The sequence below is a fragment of the Bacillus subtilis subsp. subtilis str. 168 genome, from assembly GCF_000009045.1.
GTDB classification, from domain to species: Bacteria; Bacillota; Bacilli; order Bacillales; family Bacillaceae; genus Bacillus; species Bacillus subtilis.
Window position 1 is genome coordinate 1,445,308 of record NC_000964.3, and the last position, 16,145, is coordinate 1,461,452.

A 16,145-nucleotide genomic window follows, 5' to 3' on the forward strand; every position below is an offset into this window, starting at 1 on the left:
ATATGAATGAAGGGGAAAATACCTAAAATAAGAAATCAAGCGAATAAAGTAAAAAGAACGCCTCGTTATATGGAATTTCCCGTGACATACGAAGTATATCATGTGGAATCCGGCGATACATTATGGACGATTGCCAAATCCTTTGAAATTCCGGTACAACAACTTATGAATCTTAATAAGCTTTCTTCAGATAGAATTTATCCTGGACAAATTATAAAGATAAGAGAAAGATAATCTTTGAGGTTTCGGAAGCGAATCAAATTGAAATGACAATCCTCATTTTTTTATTTGTGGGGAACTTGATATTTTTGGGGATGAAGGGGTTATGAGATGTTTCAAATGAGCTATTACTATTCTGGATTAGGATGGGACTTTATTCAACACGTTGATCAAACGAACGGAGTATTAAATGTTGTGTCTCCTGATTTTTTCTATATCAGAAAAGATGGATCATTACTTCTCCGTTCAGCTAATCCCGATGTGATTAAAGCTCTTCATAGAAGAAAATTAAAAGTAGTTCCTTTTCTAAGCAATCATTGGGATCAGGATTTGGGACGATTTGCATTAATGAACCGAGTTCTTTTAGCTAAACAAATTTCTCATGCAATAGAAGAACTGGATTTGGATGGAGTTAATATCGATATAGAAAACCTTACAGAAAAAGATCGGAATCTATTTACAGATTTTATTAGATTAGTAAGGAAAAGTATTCCTAGACATAAAGAAGTATCAGTTGCAGTGGCGGCAAATCCTTTTGGCTGGACGAAGGGCTGGCACGGATCATATGATTACGAGTATTTAGCTAAATATGCAGATTATCTTATGGTTATGGCCTATGATGAAAGCCGCCTTGCTGGGCCTACTGCAAGTGTAGGATGGGTGGAAAAGTCCATTCAATATGTTCTGACCCAAAAAATCTCTCCTCAAAAACTAGTTTTAGGATTGCCATTCTATGGCCGCTGCTGGATGGAAGGCCAATCTGCCTCTCAAGCCATTCCCCTTTACCTTGTTGTTAGTAAAAAGGCATAGCGGGACAATTATTTTTGACACCAAGAGTCAATCTCCAAAAGCTATTTTTACTGTCAATCACGATAAAAAGGGGCCGTTGCCTTCGGGAACATATACATTATGGTTTGAAAATGAACAGTCACTCAGAGCAAAAATAAAACTCGCTCAAAAATATAATCTGAAAGGTCTTGGCAGCTGGAGTCTTGGACAAGAAGATGCGTCAGTCTGGAATACAGTGTTTAAAAATATATAATGATTTATAGTTCAGAACAAAATTCGAAGATAATTGCAATGAATCTCTAAATGGACATACTGAAAGGAGTTTATTACGAGTGCGGGTAAAACAGTGAGGGCATTCCATAGGCCCTTCTCCCAAAATGTTCTACACGAGGCATTACATTGGGCTTGAAATACACATTCAAACTTATGTTATAGTACGCATTTTACGGATGTGTTGAATTTATTCTGCTTCCATGATTTAATCATACACATGCTACTTGATAGCAGGGTTATCGCATTTCATTCAGAATTGTTCAGGATCGATATGGAAGCGCACGACTAACTAGAACTTTAAAAGCATACACTCATATACTTCCTGAATGGATGCTGGTTTATCTAAAAAACATGATGAGAATTGATTGTACGCATGGTGAAGCATGACTTGTTGATAATCGACCATATGGTTTCTCCTTAGAAATGAGGGGGTTTTTACATAAAAAAGACGAGCGAATCCGGGGGGAATTCCACTCGCCGCTTTCTAATGAAAAGACGGGATGCTGGATGGCAGCTCGTCTGTTTTATTATAATTTAACGAACGTATGTTTGTAAAGGTGTCTTTTCGAATGAATTGGTTCATATAACCGTTAAGAACAGATTCATTGTAAACATTCGCTAAGGTATGCTAAGATGCATGGACTATAAAGGAGTGATATGAAGTGAAGACATTGCGGTTAAACAATGTAACGTTAGAAATGGCTGCATATCAAGAGGAGAGCGAGCCGAAGCGAAAAATTGCATTTACCTTAAACGTTACGAGTGAGACTTACCATGATATCGCTGTCCTGTTGTATGAAAAAACGTTTAATGTCGAGGTTCCGGAACGCGATCTTGCCTTCCGGGGGGAAATGACAAATTATTCAACATCATTGACCAACCTGTACGAACCAGGGGCCGTCAGCGAGTTCTATATAGAAATAACGGAAATAGACAAAAACGCCGATTCATGATCGGTGTTTTTTATGTAAAAAAGCTGCCGGCCGGCAGCTTTTGAGAAAGCGAATTTCATATGTAAGGTGTTAAATTGTCCGTCTTGCAGTTTTTTGAATAAATGTGGAAATAAGGAGGTTTTAATAGGAGTCTCTGATGATCTTATAATTTTTATGATTAACAACTGTCAATGAATCTAACTCAAGATCCCGATAGTTATCCATGATCGTCACATCAACGATAACAGAATTCTCATTTACTTTTTCAACAACACCGGTTAATCCGTTTTTAAATTCAATGACATTCCCAACCTTAGCGATTTTCACAAGCTTCCTCTCCTTTAAACATAATAATGCCTTTTGAAAGTATTTTGCAGTATTTTCATTGAGAAGTAAAGCGATAAGGAGTTTTATCTCCCTTATGAATTGTTCTGTCGCTATAAAGATGATATATTGATTTTCGTCAATAGAAAGAAAAGGGGGGAATTTTTGTTGCGTCCCGAAGAAATAACAGAAATGATTGAACAGCTGCGCACCGGCGCCATAAACGAACTGAGAGTCCAGAAAGAGCATTTTCTTGATTTCAGGGCCGTGTTATCTAAACAAGATGATTTTAAACATTTCCGAGGAATTGCCCAGCAAGGCGGAGATGTTATCTTTCAATACTTAGAACAGCCAAGAAGCTGAAGGTTTCTCATACGTGAGAAGCCTTTTTATCATATATGACAGAACACAAGCCTTTTATTACAGCTGTCTGTAACAGGTGTAAATAAAATGTAAAGTACCAAAGATGGATAAACATGTTTTAATTTAACAATATTTATAGAATTTCAGACTGTTTTTTTGCCATTAAGCAGTGAGTCATCCTCTTTATTCCATCCTGATACCTCCTTGGGAGAGTTGGAAAATCTTTTTCCGTGAAAATGAATGGATCTCTTGTTAAGGTTATGAAGTGTTTTTTGGAGCACTTTAAGGAGGAAACTGTATGACAACGAAATTCACTGCTCTGGCTGTTTTTCTTCTTTGTTTCATGCCTGCAGCCAAAATTGAGCATACACAAGCTTCACTACTGAGCGCAAAGAAGACAAAACATGAAGAAGCGAAATGGCTTACACATATAGATCGAAATACGAATGAATCTTTCCCTTCACTGTCTGCTGATAAAGACAAGAAAATAAAACCGATTAAGCTATCAGCACACACTGAAAAGAAAGAGAAAGATAAACCGGACAAAACAAATGATGAGAAAGAAACATATACACAGTCTGAAAAAGAGTTGCTGTCCCGTCTCGTTCACGCAGAGGCCAAAGGAGAATCATATAAAGGCAAGGTCGCTGTAGCAAGCGTTGTACTGAACAGGACGGAGAAAAAAGGTTTTCCTGATACGATAAGAGGAGTTATTTATCAGAAAAACGCCTTTGAACCGGTCGCAAACGGGAGCATTAACCAAAAGCCTGATAAAGAATCGATTGAAGCTGCCGAAGAAGCGCTGTCCTCAAAAAATAGAGAAACAGATGCCATATTCTTTTATAATCCGAAAACAGCGTCAGATAATTGGATTCGTTCAAGAAAAATCGTAGAAAAAATCGGCAGACACGTTTTTGCCGTCTAAGCATAGAAGAGACAATTTGTCTCAGCTGTGCTTTTTTTCATATAAAGAGTAAAAATAAAATAATTTTTGAACTTGTCTCATATGATGTTGGTAGTACAAGAGACAAGGAGAGACATCATGAATCGATTTGTGAAAGGGATCATTCTTTTATCCATTGCCGCCTTTTTCGCTGAATGCCTTGAATTTGTCGTCAATATGATTTTGGCGCGGGAGCTTGGCGAGCATGGGATGGGGCTTTACATGAGTATTTTGCCCACGATCTTTTTAATTATTGTCATCGCGAGCCTGGAACTGCCGATATCCATTTCTAAATTCATTGCCGAGTCAAATCCTAAGCTTCATGAAAGCATGCTGAGGCACGCTTTCAGAATGACAGCCATTTTTACTGCTTTTTCTACTGCCGCCGCTAGTATTGCGCTTCCGTTTATTCCGGTATTTGATACATACCACCCGTTTATTAAAGGGATTGTCATCGGCTTAATTCCTGTTGTCGCCTTTACTTCAATCGCCAGGGGCTACTTTATGGGTGTGCAGAAAATGGGGAAGATCGCAATTGCCAATGTGCTGAAAAAAATCATCCAGCTCTTGTGCTTATTCCTCTTTTTTCAATGGTACTCATTTGAATTGGACATGGCTGTGCTGATTTCCTTGTTTGTTCTAGTCGTGAGTGATGTGGTCGTGCTTGTTTATTTATATTCACAATTTATCATGGCAAGGCGGGCGTTATCCGGCCAGCAGCACATTCATTTGCGCGGAAAGGATGTAAGGAAAAGACTGCTTGCTGTTTCAATTCCTACAACAGGACTGCGTATTTTTCATGCGGTTGTCAATGCAATTGAACCCTTTTTAGTAAAAGGAGCTCTTTTGGCTGCGGGCGTTGCCGGGACAGCGGCGATCGATCAATACGGAATGCTGGCAGGAGTGGCTGTGACGATAGGGTCGTTCCCTGCTTTTATTGCCCATTCGTTAATGGTCGTCATGATACCGAGTATTTCGGAAGCTTATGCACTTTCTCAGTATGACATCGTGTTAAAAAGGCTGAAGCAGTCGATTTTCATTACATTAGGTTACGGTATACCTGCCGTCTGGGTCATGTTCCAGTTTGCGGGACCTCTCACGCATTTGTTTTTTCACTCTCCTGAAGCGCAGTATTACTTGCAGCTGTTGTGGCCTTACTTTCTCTTTCATCTGTTTGTCATGCCGCTGCAGGCGTGCTTAATCGGGATGGGTTTTGTGAAAGAGGCTTTTTATCACAATGTATGGAGCCATATCGTTGCGCTAAGTATGATGTATGTACTGGGATCAATGGAGAATCTGCAAATGCTCGGGATTATCCTTGGAATGAACACTGGCATGATTCTTTTGACGAGCCTGCACTATGCCACGATCTGCAAAGCATTGAAGGTATCTGTATTTCTTACGGGAGGGACCAGAACGCCGCGAATTGAAGGATGATAAAGGAACAGCAGGGGCAAGCTAATTGAAAAGCATGAAAGGAAGATTCCATGTTGACGAAGCGCTTGCTTACTATATACATTATGTTATTAGGGTTGATTGCATGGTTTCCAGGTGCGGCACAAGCTGAGGAAAAACAGCCTGCTGTTCCCGCTGTTTTTCTTATGAAAACGATAGAAGGGGAGGACATCTCGATTCCGAATAAAGGGCAAAAAACAATTCTCCATTTTTGGACGTCATGGTGCCCGCCCTGCAAAAAGGAGCTTCCACAGTTTCAATCGTTTTATGATGCCCATCCATCCGACAGTGTAAAGCTGGTAACGGTGAATTTAGTGAATTCGGAACAAAATCAGCAAGTCGTTGAAGACTTTATTAAAGCAAACAAGCTGACGTTTCCGATTGTCCTTGACTCAAAAGGGGAATTGATGAAGGAGTATCATATCATCACGATCCCAACATCATTTTTGCTGAATGAAAAGGGAGAAATTGAAAAAACAAAAATTGGCCCGATGACAGCGGAACAACTGAAGGAATGGACGGAAGAATAGCTGAGAGCATAGACTCTCAGCTTTTTTCATATAGAGAAGAAGTGAATAAACATTAATGATAATTATTATCAAAAAGAAATTAAAATAATTATAATTGAAATTCTCTTCGTGCGTGCTATAATAAAGGAAGACATCAAGAAATAACTGACGATAAAGCTGCCTTTTGGGCAGCGATTTTGTTTTTATAAGAGAAATGAAGATGATTTACGTTCTCAATTAGAGAGGAGAATTCGATATGAATGAACAAGTTATCGTTCAACGCGACCCGCATGAGCCATTGAAAACAGACAAGAGGGAAAAAAACTGGGCACAGCACGCGGAGCTTATTGCAGCACTTGTATCAGGCGCTCTTATTTTGGCAGGCTGGCTCTTATCCGGATATCAGGTATTATCCATAATACTTTTCTTGCTGGCTTTTGTGATCGGCGGATTTGCTAAAGCGAAGGAAGGAATCGAAGAAACACTCGAATCCAAAACGCTGAATGTAGAACTTTTAATGATTTTCGCTGCCATTGGTTCCGCCTTGATCGGATACTGGGCAGAGGGTGCTATTTTAATATTTATTTTTTCCTTAAGCGGAGCTTTAGAAACATACACGATGAATAAAAGCAGCAGAGATTTAACGTCTTTAATGCAGCTTGAGCCTGAAGAAGCGACATTGATGGTCAATGGTGAAACCAAAAGAGTTCCGGTTTCAGACTTGCAGGCCGGTGATATGATTGTGATCAAACCTGGAGAACGCGTAGCGGCAGACGGTATCATTGAATCGGGCTCGACAAGTCTTGACGAGTCGGCTTTAACAGGTGAATCAATGCCTGTAGAAAAAAACACAGGCGACACTGTATTCACAGGAACGGTGAATCGCAATGGCTCCTTGACAGTCCGTGTCACGAAAGCAAATGAAGATTCGTTATTCAGAAAAATTATCAAACTGGTTGAATCAGCGCAAAATAGTGTTTCACCCGCGCAGGCTTTCATCGAACGATTTGAAAATGCTTATGTGAAAGGTGTGCTAATTGCGGTGGCGCTCCTTTTATTCGTCCCGCACTTTGCGCTGGGCTGGAGCTGGAGTGAAACCTTCTACCGCGCAATGGTGTTTATGGTTGTCGCGTCACCTTGTGCGCTTGTCGCCTCTATTATGCCGGCGGCGCTGTCCCTGATTTCAAATGGCGCCCGCAACGGTATGCTTGTGAAAGGAAGCGTCTTTCTTGAACAGCTGGGCTCAGTGCAAATGATCGCCTTTGATAAAACCGGAACTGTAACAAAAGGCCAGCCTGCCGTAGAGACGATCAGAATAGCAGAAGGATTCAGTGAAGCGGAAGTTCTTGAGGCTGTCTATGCCATCGAAACGCAATCAAGCCATCCGCTCGCCCAAGCCATAACGGCGTACGCTGAAAGCCGCGGCGTGAATCAGTCCGGCTACATATCTATAGAAGAAACCTCAGGGTTTGGCGTTATGGCAGAAGTGTCGGGTGCGAAATGGAAGGTCGGTAAAGCAGGTTTTATCGGCGAGGAAATGGCAGCACAATTTATGAAACAAACAGCATCAGATGTCATTCAAAGCGGTCATACAATTGTATTTGTGAAAAAGGATGATCAAATAGCAGGCTGTATCGCACTGAAGGACCAAATCAGGCCTGAAGCAAAAGAGGTCATGGAAGAACTGAACCGACTTGGGATTAAAACGGCCATGCTGACAGGAGATCACGAAGACACGGCTCAAGCGATTGCCAAGGAAGCCGGCATGACAACTGTCGTGGCAGAATGCCTGCCTGACCAAAAAGTGAATGAAATCAAACGGTTAAAAGAAGAATTCGGAACGATTGCAATGGTGGGTGACGGAATCAATGATGCGCCGGCACTCAAAGCAGCGGATGTCGGCATTGCGATGGGCGGCGGAACAGATGTAGCACTTGAGACCGCTGATATGGTCCTCATGAAAAACGATTTGAAAAAGCTCGTAAACATGTGCCGCTTGTCTCGGAAAATGAACAGGATCATCAAACAAAATATCGTGTTTTCTCTAGCTGTAATCTGCCTGCTGATTTGTGCAAACTTTTTGCAGGCGATGGAATTGCCATTTGGCGTGATTGGTCATGAGGGCAGCACGATTTTAGTCATACTAAACGGTTTAAGACTCCTAAAATAAAACCAGCAGCCTAATCAGGCTGCTGGCTTTTTATGTATCAAGCTTTCCCTTCATTTTTGTCTTTATCAGATCTTTTCATAACTAGGATGAGAGCGAGGGTGCAGCAAAGGAAACCCGCTGCACAGCCTATGATAGAGCTGTAATAATAAAAGCCCACCATCTTCATCCCGATAAAAGGAGCGGAAATTCCCAAAACCGTTAAGAGCATAACTGCTTTTCGTCTGAAAAAATTCATCAGCAAACGGAACAACCCCCCTGCGATTGAACGTTACTGTCAGTATACAGGAAGAGGAGCAGGAAATAAAATGCATTAGAAAATGAAGGCGTCGTGAAAGGCAAACACCGGTAAAACCTGTTACAATGGAAGACAGAACAATGCATTGCAAATGGCAGGGAGGAACAAGAAGTGAATAGAATACAACGCGTCTCTTCATGGCTGAAGGAAGCGGGGCATACTGCCGCATTTATTCATACGAAAGAAAATGTTTTTTACTTAACCGGTTTTTACACAGAGCCGCATGAAAGATTAATGGGGTTATTTATTTTTCAAGAAGAGGAGCCTTTCTTTGTTTGTCCAGGAATGGAAGCAGGACAGGCCCGCAACGCAGGCTGGAATCATGAAATCATTGGCTATGCGGATCACGAAAATCCGTGGGAGCTGATAGAGAAGGCTTTGAAAAAGCGAAATATCAGCATACATATGCTTGCGGTAGAAAAGGATTCAATCTCGCTGTCACGTGCAGAACAGCTGAAGCATGCGACGGGCGGGGCTCAATTTGTTTCAGCAGAAGAAACACTCAATCAATTTCGCCTGATTAAAGATGACAATGAGATTCGTTTGCTGAAAGAGGCGGCAAAGCTTGCAGATTACGGTGTTGAAGTCGGCACAGCCGCTTTGCGTGAAGGCATCAGTGAAGTGGAAGTGCTCGCTCAAATTGAGTATGAGCTGAAGAAAAAAGGAATTCAGGGCATGTCTTTCTCTACAATGGTTTTATTCGGAGAAAAATCTGGCCAGCCTCATGGAAATCCTGGTACAGCCACGTTGAAGAAAGGTGATTTTGTTTTATTTGATCTCGGTGTTATTCTTGATGGCTATTGCTCTGATATTACAAGAACGTTTGCATACAAAACCATCAATCCGAAGCAGGAGGCCATTTACGAGACTGTGCTTCAAGCGGAAAAAGCCGCGATTGAGGCAAGCAAACCCGGTGTGAGAATCGGAGATCTGGATTTAACTGCCCGCGGAATCATTGAAAAAGCGGGATATGGTGATTATTTTCCTCACCGGCTTGGGCATGGACTCGGAATTTCAGTCCATGAGTATCCATCAATGAGCCAGGCCAACGATACACTGCTGCAGGAAGGCATGGTCTACACGATCGAACCGGGGATTTATGTGCCAGAGATCGGCGGCGTACGCATTGAGGATGACGTTCACGTAACAAAGGACGGAGCAGTTGCTCTGACCCAATATCCAAAGGATTTGATCATACTGTAATAGAAATAAAAAAGGACTTTGTTCTCGACATCGTCCTTTTTTATCTGCATTAAATAAAAAAATCATCAAATGTTCGAAAGGGTTTAATTTCATGTTTTTGGTTGAGAGGTTTTACAGCAAGACAGCTGCCACCGAGAACAGTGAGACATAACCCAATTAAAATGAAGAAACCCATGTGATCTTCTCCTTTCAGCTAAAAACACAAAAAGATATCTGGTACGTCCATATCATATTGTATGAAACGCATTCCAGATCAAGGGGATTTAGAAAGAAGGGAATCTATGGCTAATATTAAAGACATTGCAGAGAAAGCCGGTGTCTCTGTTACAACGGTTTCCCGAGTCATAAACAATCATCCATACGTCAGTGAAGACAAACGAAAAAGAGTGTTTGAGGCAATGGAATCATTGGAGTACACGAGAAATATTCACGCTGTACATTTGTCGAAAGGATTTTCAAACATGATTGGTGTTGTCTTGCCGACGGTTAATCTGCCATATTTTGCAGAGCTGATTGCAGGAATAGCCGACGCAGCCGCGGAATCCGGGGTTCACCTCTCTTTATTCCAAACAAACTATGAAGTACAAAAAGAAATCTTTGCGCTGTCCCAATTAAAGCAGCGCCAGGTTGACGGCCTGATTTTTTGCTCAAAGGCGCTTGCTGATGAGAAACTCATGGAATGGGAGGGCCCGATTTTGCTTTGCCAGAATTCAGATAATGCCCGCTTCCCAACCATCAGCATTCCTCACCAAGAAGCATTTCGGAACGGCTTGGACTATTTAATTGCCAAAGGGCACAAAAAAATAGCCATCTGTTTGGCAAGAAAAAAAGGCATGAACAGCCATTTTCGAATCAAAGCCTACAAAGAGGCATTGGAAGAGATCGGCGAGGCATTTCGTGAAGACTGGGTAATTGAGAAAGCGATTACAATCAATGATGGGAAGGCGCTTTTTCATAAATGGAATACGTGGAAGGAAAAGCCGACGGCTATTTTTGTTGCCAATGACCAAGTCTCAGCAGGGCTTTTTCTTGAAGCAAAGAACCAGCGGGTGTCAGTACCGGATGAGCTTGCAATCTTAAGCGTTGATAACCACGAAATCAGCCAAGCGCTTGGAATCACAACGATCGATATTCAGACAAGGGAAATGGGAAAGCAGGCATTTGCCATATTGGAAAAAAGAATTCAAGGACAGCCGATTGAAAGGAAAGTTCTGGATTACCGTCTCATCGAAAGATCGACTGTTTAGTGAATGCATTGAAAAAAGGTTTGACGTGCATTCTGTTCGTTATGTACGATATGAGGTATTGAATGACAAAGGAGCTGAGGATCGTGAATGGGTCCTTCACAGTGAAAAAGGTACTGAATAATAACGTATTAATTGCTTCTCATCATAAATACAGCGAAGTCGTTTTAATCGGAAAAGGTATTGGTTTCGGAAAAAAACAAGATGATGTCATTGAAGATAAAGGCTACGATAAAATGTTCATTTTAAAAGACGAGAAGGAACAAAAGCAGTTTAAAAAGCTCCTTGACTATGTTGATGAAAAGCTCGTTGATATTTCAAACGATGTCATCTATCACATAAGCAATAGGACGAATCACTCATTAAATGAACATATTCACATTGCGTTGACAGACCATATCGCATTTGCGATCAAAAGGCAGCAGCAGGGATTTGATATGAAAAATCCATTTCTAATGGAGACTCAGTCACTATATCCTGAGGAGTACCAAATTGCCAAAGAAGTCATAGATATGATCAATGAAAAAGCGGGACTCTGCCTTCCGGAAGGGGAGATTGGTTTTATCGCTCTGCATATCCATTCAGCGTTGACAAACCGTCCGCTGTCCGAGGTCAATCAGCACTCTCAGCTCATGGCGCAGCTTGTCGAGGTGATTGAAGACTCATTTCAAATGAAAGTAAATAAGGAAAGTGTCAACTATTTGCGGCTGATCAGGCATATCAGATTTACAATAGAAAGAATTAAAAAAGAAGAACCGACTAAAGAACCAGAAAAATTAATGTTGTTATTGAAAAATGAATATCCGCTATGCTACAATACAGCTTGGAAATTGATTAAAATCTTGCAGCAAACATTGAAGAAACCAGTTCATGAGGCGGAAGCGGTTTATCTGACGCTTCATCTGTACCGATTAACCAATAAAATTTCATAAATTCAGTTTATCCTTATAACGTGTTACTGATTCGATCAGGCATGAGTGATTGAGGGAAAAAAACGGGAAGTTCATTCTCGTTCTTTTGCGCACCCAATTTTGCTCATGCCTTTTTGTTGTGTAAAAGGGCAAATGTAAACGGTTAAACTGGAAGACTTACGCCTGTGAATTCGTTGTCATGATTTTTAGCTGTAAGGTCAGACTAGTAAAAAGAGGAGGTCAATTCTTATGTTTAAAGCATTATTCGGCGTTCTTCAAAAAATTGGGCGTGCGCTTATGCTTCCAGTTGCGATCCTTCCGGCTGCGGGTATTTTGCTTGCGATCGGGAATGCGATGCAAAATAAGGACATGATTCAGGTCCTGCATTTCTTGAGCAATGACAATGTTCAGCTTGTAGCAGGTGTGATGGAAAGTGCTGGGCAGATTGTTTTCGATAACCTTCCGCTTCTTTTCGCAGTAGGTGTAGCCATCGGGCTTGCCAATGGTGATGGAGTTGCAGGGATTGCAGCAATTATCGGTTATCTTGTAATGAATGTATCCATGAGTGCGGTTCTTCTTGCAAACGGAACCATTCCTTCGGATTCAGTTGAAAGAGCCAAGTTCTTTACGGAAAACCATCCTGCATATGTAAACATGCTTGGTATACCTACCTTGGCGACAGGGGTGTTCGGCGGTATTATCGTCGGTGTGTTAGCTGCATTATTGTTTAACAGATTTTACACAATTGAACTGCCGCAATACCTTGGTTTCTTTGCGGGTAAACGTTTCGTTCCAATTGTTACGTCAATTTCTGCACTGATTCTGGGTCTTATTATGTTAGTGATCTGGCCTCCAATCCAGCATGGATTGAATGCCTTTTCAACAGGATTAGTGGAAGCGAATCCAACCCTTGCTGCATTTATCTTCGGGGTGATTGAACGTTCGCTTATCCCATTCGGATTGCACCATATTTTCTATTCACCGTTCTGGTATGAATTCTTCAGCTATAAGAGTGCAGCAGGAGAAATCATCCGCGGGGATCAGCGTATCTTTATGGCGCAGATTAAAGACGGCGTACAGTTAACGGCAGGTACGTTCATGACAGGTAAATATCCATTTATGATGTTCGGTCTGCCTGCTGCGGCGCTTGCCATTTATCATGAAGCAAAACCGCAAAACAAAAAACTCGTTGCAGGTATTATGGGTTCAGCGGCCTTGACATCTTTCTTAACGGGGATCACAGAGCCATTGGAATTTTCTTTCTTATTCGTTGCTCCAGTCCTGTTTGCGATTCACTGTTTGTTTGCGGGACTTTCATTCATGGTCATGCAGCTGTTGAATGTTAAGATTGGTATGACATTCTCCGGCGGTTTAATTGACTACTTCCTATTCGGTATTTTACCAAACCGGACGGCATGGTGGCTTGTCATCCCTGTCGGCTTAGGGTTAGCGGTCATTTACTACTTTGGATTCCGATTTGCCATCCGCAAATTTAATCTGAAAACACCTGGACGCGAGGATGCTGCGGAAGAAACAGCAGCACCTGGGAAAACAGGTGAAGCAGGAGATCTTCCTTATGAGATTCTGCAGGCAATGGGTGACCAGGAAAACATCAAACACCTTGATGCTTGTATCACTCGTCTGCGTGTGACTGTAAACGATCAGAAAAAGGTTGATAAAGACCGTCTGAAACAGCTTGGCGCTTCCGGAGTGCTGGAAGTCGGCAACAACATTCAGGCTATTTTCGGACCGCGTTCTGACGGGTTAAAAACACAAATGCAAGACATTATTGCGGGACGCAAGCCTAGACCTGAGCCGAAAACATCTGCTCAAGAGGAAGTAGGCCAGCAGGTTGAGGAAGTGATTGCAGAACCGCTGCAAAATGAAATCGGCGAGGAAGTTTTCGTTTCTCCGATTACCGGGGAAATTCACCCAATTACGGATGTTCCTGACCAAGTCTTCTCAGGGAAAATGATGGGTGACGGTTTTGCGATTCTCCCTTCTGAAGGAATTGTCGTATCACCGGTTCGCGGAAAAATTCTCAATGTGTTCCCGACAAAACATGCGATCGGCCTGCAATCCGACGGCGGAAGAGAAATTTTAATCCACTTTGGTATTGATACCGTCAGCCTGAAGGGCGAAGGATTTACGTCTTTCGTATCAGAAGGAGACCGCGTTGAGCCTGGACAAAAACTTCTTGAAGTTGATCTGGATGCAGTCAAACCGAATGTACCATCTCTCATGACACCGATTGTATTTACAAACCTTGCTGAAGGAGAAACAGTCAGCATTAAAGCAAGCGGTTCAGTCAACAGAGAACAAGAAGATATTGTGAAGATTGAAAAATAAGGGTGTTAGTACGCCGTGCTTGTCAGATGACAAGTACGGTTGTATGATATAATATTGTGAAGTAATAAAGCTTTAAGTTAAAAGGAGAATGATAAAAATGGCACAAAAAACATTTAAAGTAACTGCAGATTCTGGAATCCATGCTCGTCCTGCGACAGTTCTTGTACAAACTGCTAGCAAATACGACGCTGACGTTAATTTAGAATATAACGGCAAAACAGTTAACCTTAAATCTATTATGGGTGTTATGTCTTTAGGTATCGCTAAAGGCGCTGAGATCACAATCTCTGCTTCCGGAGCTGACGAAAACGATGCTCTTAACGCTTTAGAAGAAACAATGAAAAGCGAAGGACTCGGCGAGTAATGCAAGAATTAAAAGGGATTGGTGCTTCAGCCGGCATCGCGATTGCAAAAGCGTACCGGCTTGAAGAGCCAGATTTAACGGTTGAAAAGAAAAACATCTCTGATTCTGAAGCGGAAGTAAGCCGTTTTGATGAAGCGATTGCACGTTCAAAAGAAGAGCTCGAAAAAATCAAAGAGCACGCTTTGAAAGAACTGGGTCAGGATAAAGCTGATATTTTTTCTGCTCACCTTTTAGTTCTCAGTGACCCTGAGCTTCTGAACCCTGTGAAAGAAAAAATCAGCACTGATTCAGTGAACGCTGAATTCGCTTTAAAAGAAACGTCTTCTATGTTCGTTACTATGTTTGAATCTATGGACAACGAATATATGAAAGAGCGTGCGGCAGATATCCGCGATGTAACAAAACGCGTAACCGGCCACCTGCTTGGCGTCGAAATTCCAAACCCAAGCATGATCTCAGAAGAGGTTATTATTGTAGCTGAAGACTTAACACCGTCTGACACAGCTCAATTAAACCGTGAGTTCGTAAAAGGATTCACTACTGATATCGGCGGACGCACATCTCACTCTGCCATCATGGCACGTTCTCTTGAGATTCCAGCAGTTGTTGGAACGAAAGCTGCTACAGGCACGATCCAAAACGGCGTGACTGTTATCGTTGACGGTATCAATGGCGATGTCATTATTGACCCATCTGCGGAAACTGTAAAAGAGTATGAAGAAAAACATAATGCTTATTTGGCTCAAAAAGCTGAGTGGGCGAAGCTTGTCAATGAACCGACTGTCTCAAAAGACGGACATCATGTAGAGCTTGCAGCGAACATCGGTACTCCTGATGATGTAAAAGGTGTTCTTGAAAACGGCGGAGAAGCAGTTGGCCTTTACCGTACAGAATTCCTTTACATGGGAAGAGATCAGCTGCCTACAGAAGATGAGCAGTTTGATGCTTACAAAACGGTTCTTGAGCGTATGGAAGGAAAATCAGTCGTCGTGCGGACACTTGATATCGGCGGAGACAAAGAGCTTCCTTACCTGCAGCTTCCTAAAGAAATGAACCCGTTCCTGGGATATAGAGCGATTCGTCTTTGCCTTGAAGAGCAAGAAATCTTCAGAACACAGCTTCGCGCGCTGCTTCGTGCAAGTACATACGGAAACTTGAAAATCATGTTCCCTATGATTGCGACAGTTAACGAATTCAAAGAAGCAAAAGCGATCCTTCTTGAAGAGAAAGAAAAGCTCGTAAAAGCGGGACAGGCTGTATCTGACGATATTGAAGTCGGAATGATGGTTGAGATTCCGTCAACTGCAGTCATCGCTGATCAGTTTGCTAAAGAGGTTGATTTCTTCAGTATCGGAACAAACGATTTGATTCAATACACAATGGCAGCTGACCGTATGAATGAACGTGTATCTTACCTGTATCAGCCATACAACCCGGCAATCCTTCGCTTAATTACACTGGTAATTGAAGCAGCACACAAAGAAGGAAAATGGGTTGGCATGTGCGGAGAAATGGCAGGAGACGAGATTGCGATTCCGATCCTTCTCGGCTTAGGCTTAGATGAGTTCTCAATGAGCGCAACGTCTATCCTTCCGGCAAGAACACAAATCAGCAAATTGTCTAAACAAGAAGCTGAGTCATTCAAAGAGAAAATCTTATCTATGAGCACGACAGAAGAAGTTGTCGCGTTCGTAAAAGAAACATTCAAGTAATGTACAAAAACCAGACGGCCTCCGGCCTGTCTGGTTTTTTTCATAAGTAAGGGTATAGAAGGACACAATAACATGGCTAGGAGGGATAGT

At 42.0% G+C, this 16,145-nt stretch carries 14 protein-coding genes, 1 other RNA gene, 2 pseudogenes and 2 other annotated features; of the genes and pseudogenes, 16 read left to right on the forward strand and 1 reads right to left on the reverse strand.

All coding sequences use genetic code 11. From position 1 onward, the window contains the following. Positions 1–6: 6 nt before the first annotated feature. From ykzQ to ykvR, 4 genes and pseudogenes are all read left to right on the forward strand, one after another. The gene (ykzQ, locus tag BSU_13789) at positions 7–234 is read left to right on the forward strand and encodes a putative peptidoglycan binding protein (RefSeq protein YP_003097719.1); all 228 of its coding nucleotides are present in this window, start codon (positions 7–9) and stop codon (positions 232–234) included. Between the two features lie 96 nt (positions 235–330). Beyond that, positions 331–1,029: a sequence feature (Evidence 3: Putative function from multiple computational evidences; PubMedId: 16683018; Product type e: enzyme), on the forward strand. Then, positions 331–1,029 (forward strand): annotated as a pseudogene (ykvQ, locus tag BSU_13790). It overlaps the preceding feature by 699 nt. After that, positions 1,010–1,261 (forward strand) — a sequence feature (Evidence 3: Putative function from multiple computational evidences; PubMedId: 16683018; Product type e: enzyme). (Overlaps the previous pseudogene by 20 nt.) Next, a pseudogene (ykzR, locus tag BSU_13799) lies at positions 1,010–1,261 on the forward strand. It overlaps the preceding feature by 252 nt. The pseudogenes ykvQ and ykzR overlap by 20 nt, the downstream one beginning before the upstream one ends. 682 nt (positions 1,262–1,943) lie before the next feature. Continuing rightward, a complete protein-coding gene (gene ykvR / locus BSU_13800) occupies positions 1,944–2,234 on the forward strand; it encodes a conserved hypothetical protein (HGT island) (RefSeq protein NP_389263.1) in 291 nt (96 codons plus the stop codon). Positions 2,235–2,354: 120 nt separating this feature from the next. On the opposite strand, the gene ykvS is transcribed toward ykvR, so the two are convergent. Beyond that, entirely contained in the window at positions 2,355–2,540 is a 186-nt protein-coding gene (gene ykvS / locus BSU_13810; RefSeq protein NP_389264.2) for a conserved protein of unknown function (HGT island), read from the reverse strand. A gap of 165 nt (positions 2,541–2,705) precedes the next feature. On the opposite strand from ykvS, the gene ykzS reads away from it, so the two are divergent. The 12 genes from ykzS to ptsI all read left to right on the forward strand — a co-directional run bounded on the left by ykzS (position 2,706) and on the right by ptsI (position 16,055). Beyond that, positions 2,706–2,900, forward strand: coding sequence for a conserved hypothetical protein (HGT island) (gene ykzS, locus BSU_13819; protein YP_003097721.1), 195 nt, complete (start codon positions 2,706–2,708; stop codon positions 2,898–2,900). A gap of 298 nt (positions 2,901–3,198) precedes the next feature. Then, positions 3,199–3,825, forward strand: a complete 627-nt coding sequence (ykvT, locus tag BSU_13820) for a cell wall hydrolase related to spore cortex-lytic enzymes (protein NP_389265.1) — start codon at positions 3,199–3,201, stop codon at positions 3,823–3,825. Between the two features lie 117 nt (positions 3,826–3,942). Next, on the forward strand, positions 3,943–5,280 hold the full coding sequence (gene ykvU, locus BSU_13830) for a spore membrane protein involved in germination (protein ID NP_389266.1): 1,338 nt from the start codon (positions 3,943–3,945) through the stop codon (positions 5,278–5,280). Positions 5,281–5,330: 50 nt separating this feature from the next. Beyond that, positions 5,331–5,828 (forward strand): spore-specific thiol-disulfide oxidoreductase (SpoVD maturation), encoded by a 498-nt coding sequence (stoA, locus tag BSU_13840; RefSeq protein NP_389267.1) that lies wholly within the window; start codon positions 5,331–5,333, stop codon positions 5,826–5,828. Positions 5,829–6,063: 235 nt separating this feature from the next. Then, entirely contained in the window at positions 6,064–7,977 is a 1,914-nt protein-coding gene (gene pfeT / locus BSU_13850; protein ID NP_389268.1) for a Fe(II) efflux transporter possibly involved in copper(II) uptake, read from the forward strand. A 406-nt stretch (positions 7,978–8,383) separates the two neighbouring features. After that, entirely contained in the window at positions 8,384–9,475 is a 1,092-nt protein-coding gene (gene papB, locus BSU_13860; RefSeq protein ID NP_389269.1) for a Xaa-Pro Xaa-Pro-Xaa di-tri-peptidase used in osmoprotection, read from the forward strand. A 281-nt stretch (positions 9,476–9,756) separates the two neighbouring features. Then, positions 9,757–10,722 carry a putative transcriptional regulator (LacI family) gene (gene ykvZ, locus BSU_13870; protein ID NP_389270.1) on the forward strand — a complete coding sequence of 322 codons (966 nt, stop codon included), beginning with the start codon at positions 9,757–9,759 and terminating at the stop codon, positions 10,720–10,722. Between the two features lie 62 nt (positions 10,723–10,784). Beyond that, on the forward strand, positions 10,785–11,651 hold the full coding sequence (gene glcT, locus BSU_13880; RefSeq protein ID NP_389271.2) for a transcriptional antiterminator (BglG family): 867 nt from the start codon (positions 10,785–10,787) through the stop codon (positions 11,649–11,651). Positions 11,652–11,697: 46 nt separating this feature from the next. After that, positions 11,698–11,849: riboswitch regulating ptsGHI expression via GlcT binding (gene gswA, locus BSU_misc_RNA_88), an RNA gene on the forward strand. A gap of 30 nt (positions 11,850–11,879) precedes the next feature. Then, on the forward strand, positions 11,880–13,979 hold the full coding sequence (gene ptsG, locus BSU_13890; protein NP_389272.1) for a phosphotransferase system (PTS) glucose-specific enzyme IICBA component: 2,100 nt from the start codon (positions 11,880–11,882) through the stop codon (positions 13,977–13,979). A gap of 97 nt (positions 13,980–14,076) precedes the next feature. Next, entirely contained in the window at positions 14,077–14,343 is a 267-nt protein-coding gene (ptsH, locus tag BSU_13900; RefSeq protein NP_389273.1) for a histidine-containing phosphocarrier protein of the phosphotransferase system (PTS) (HPr protein), read from the forward strand. Next, on the forward strand, positions 14,343–16,055 hold the full coding sequence (gene ptsI / locus BSU_13910; RefSeq protein ID NP_389274.2) for a phosphotransferase system (PTS) enzyme I: 1,713 nt from the start codon (positions 14,343–14,345) through the stop codon (positions 16,053–16,055). The genes ptsH and ptsI overlap by 1 nt, the downstream gene beginning before the upstream one ends. The last annotated feature ends 90 nt before the right edge of the window (positions 16,056–16,145 follow it).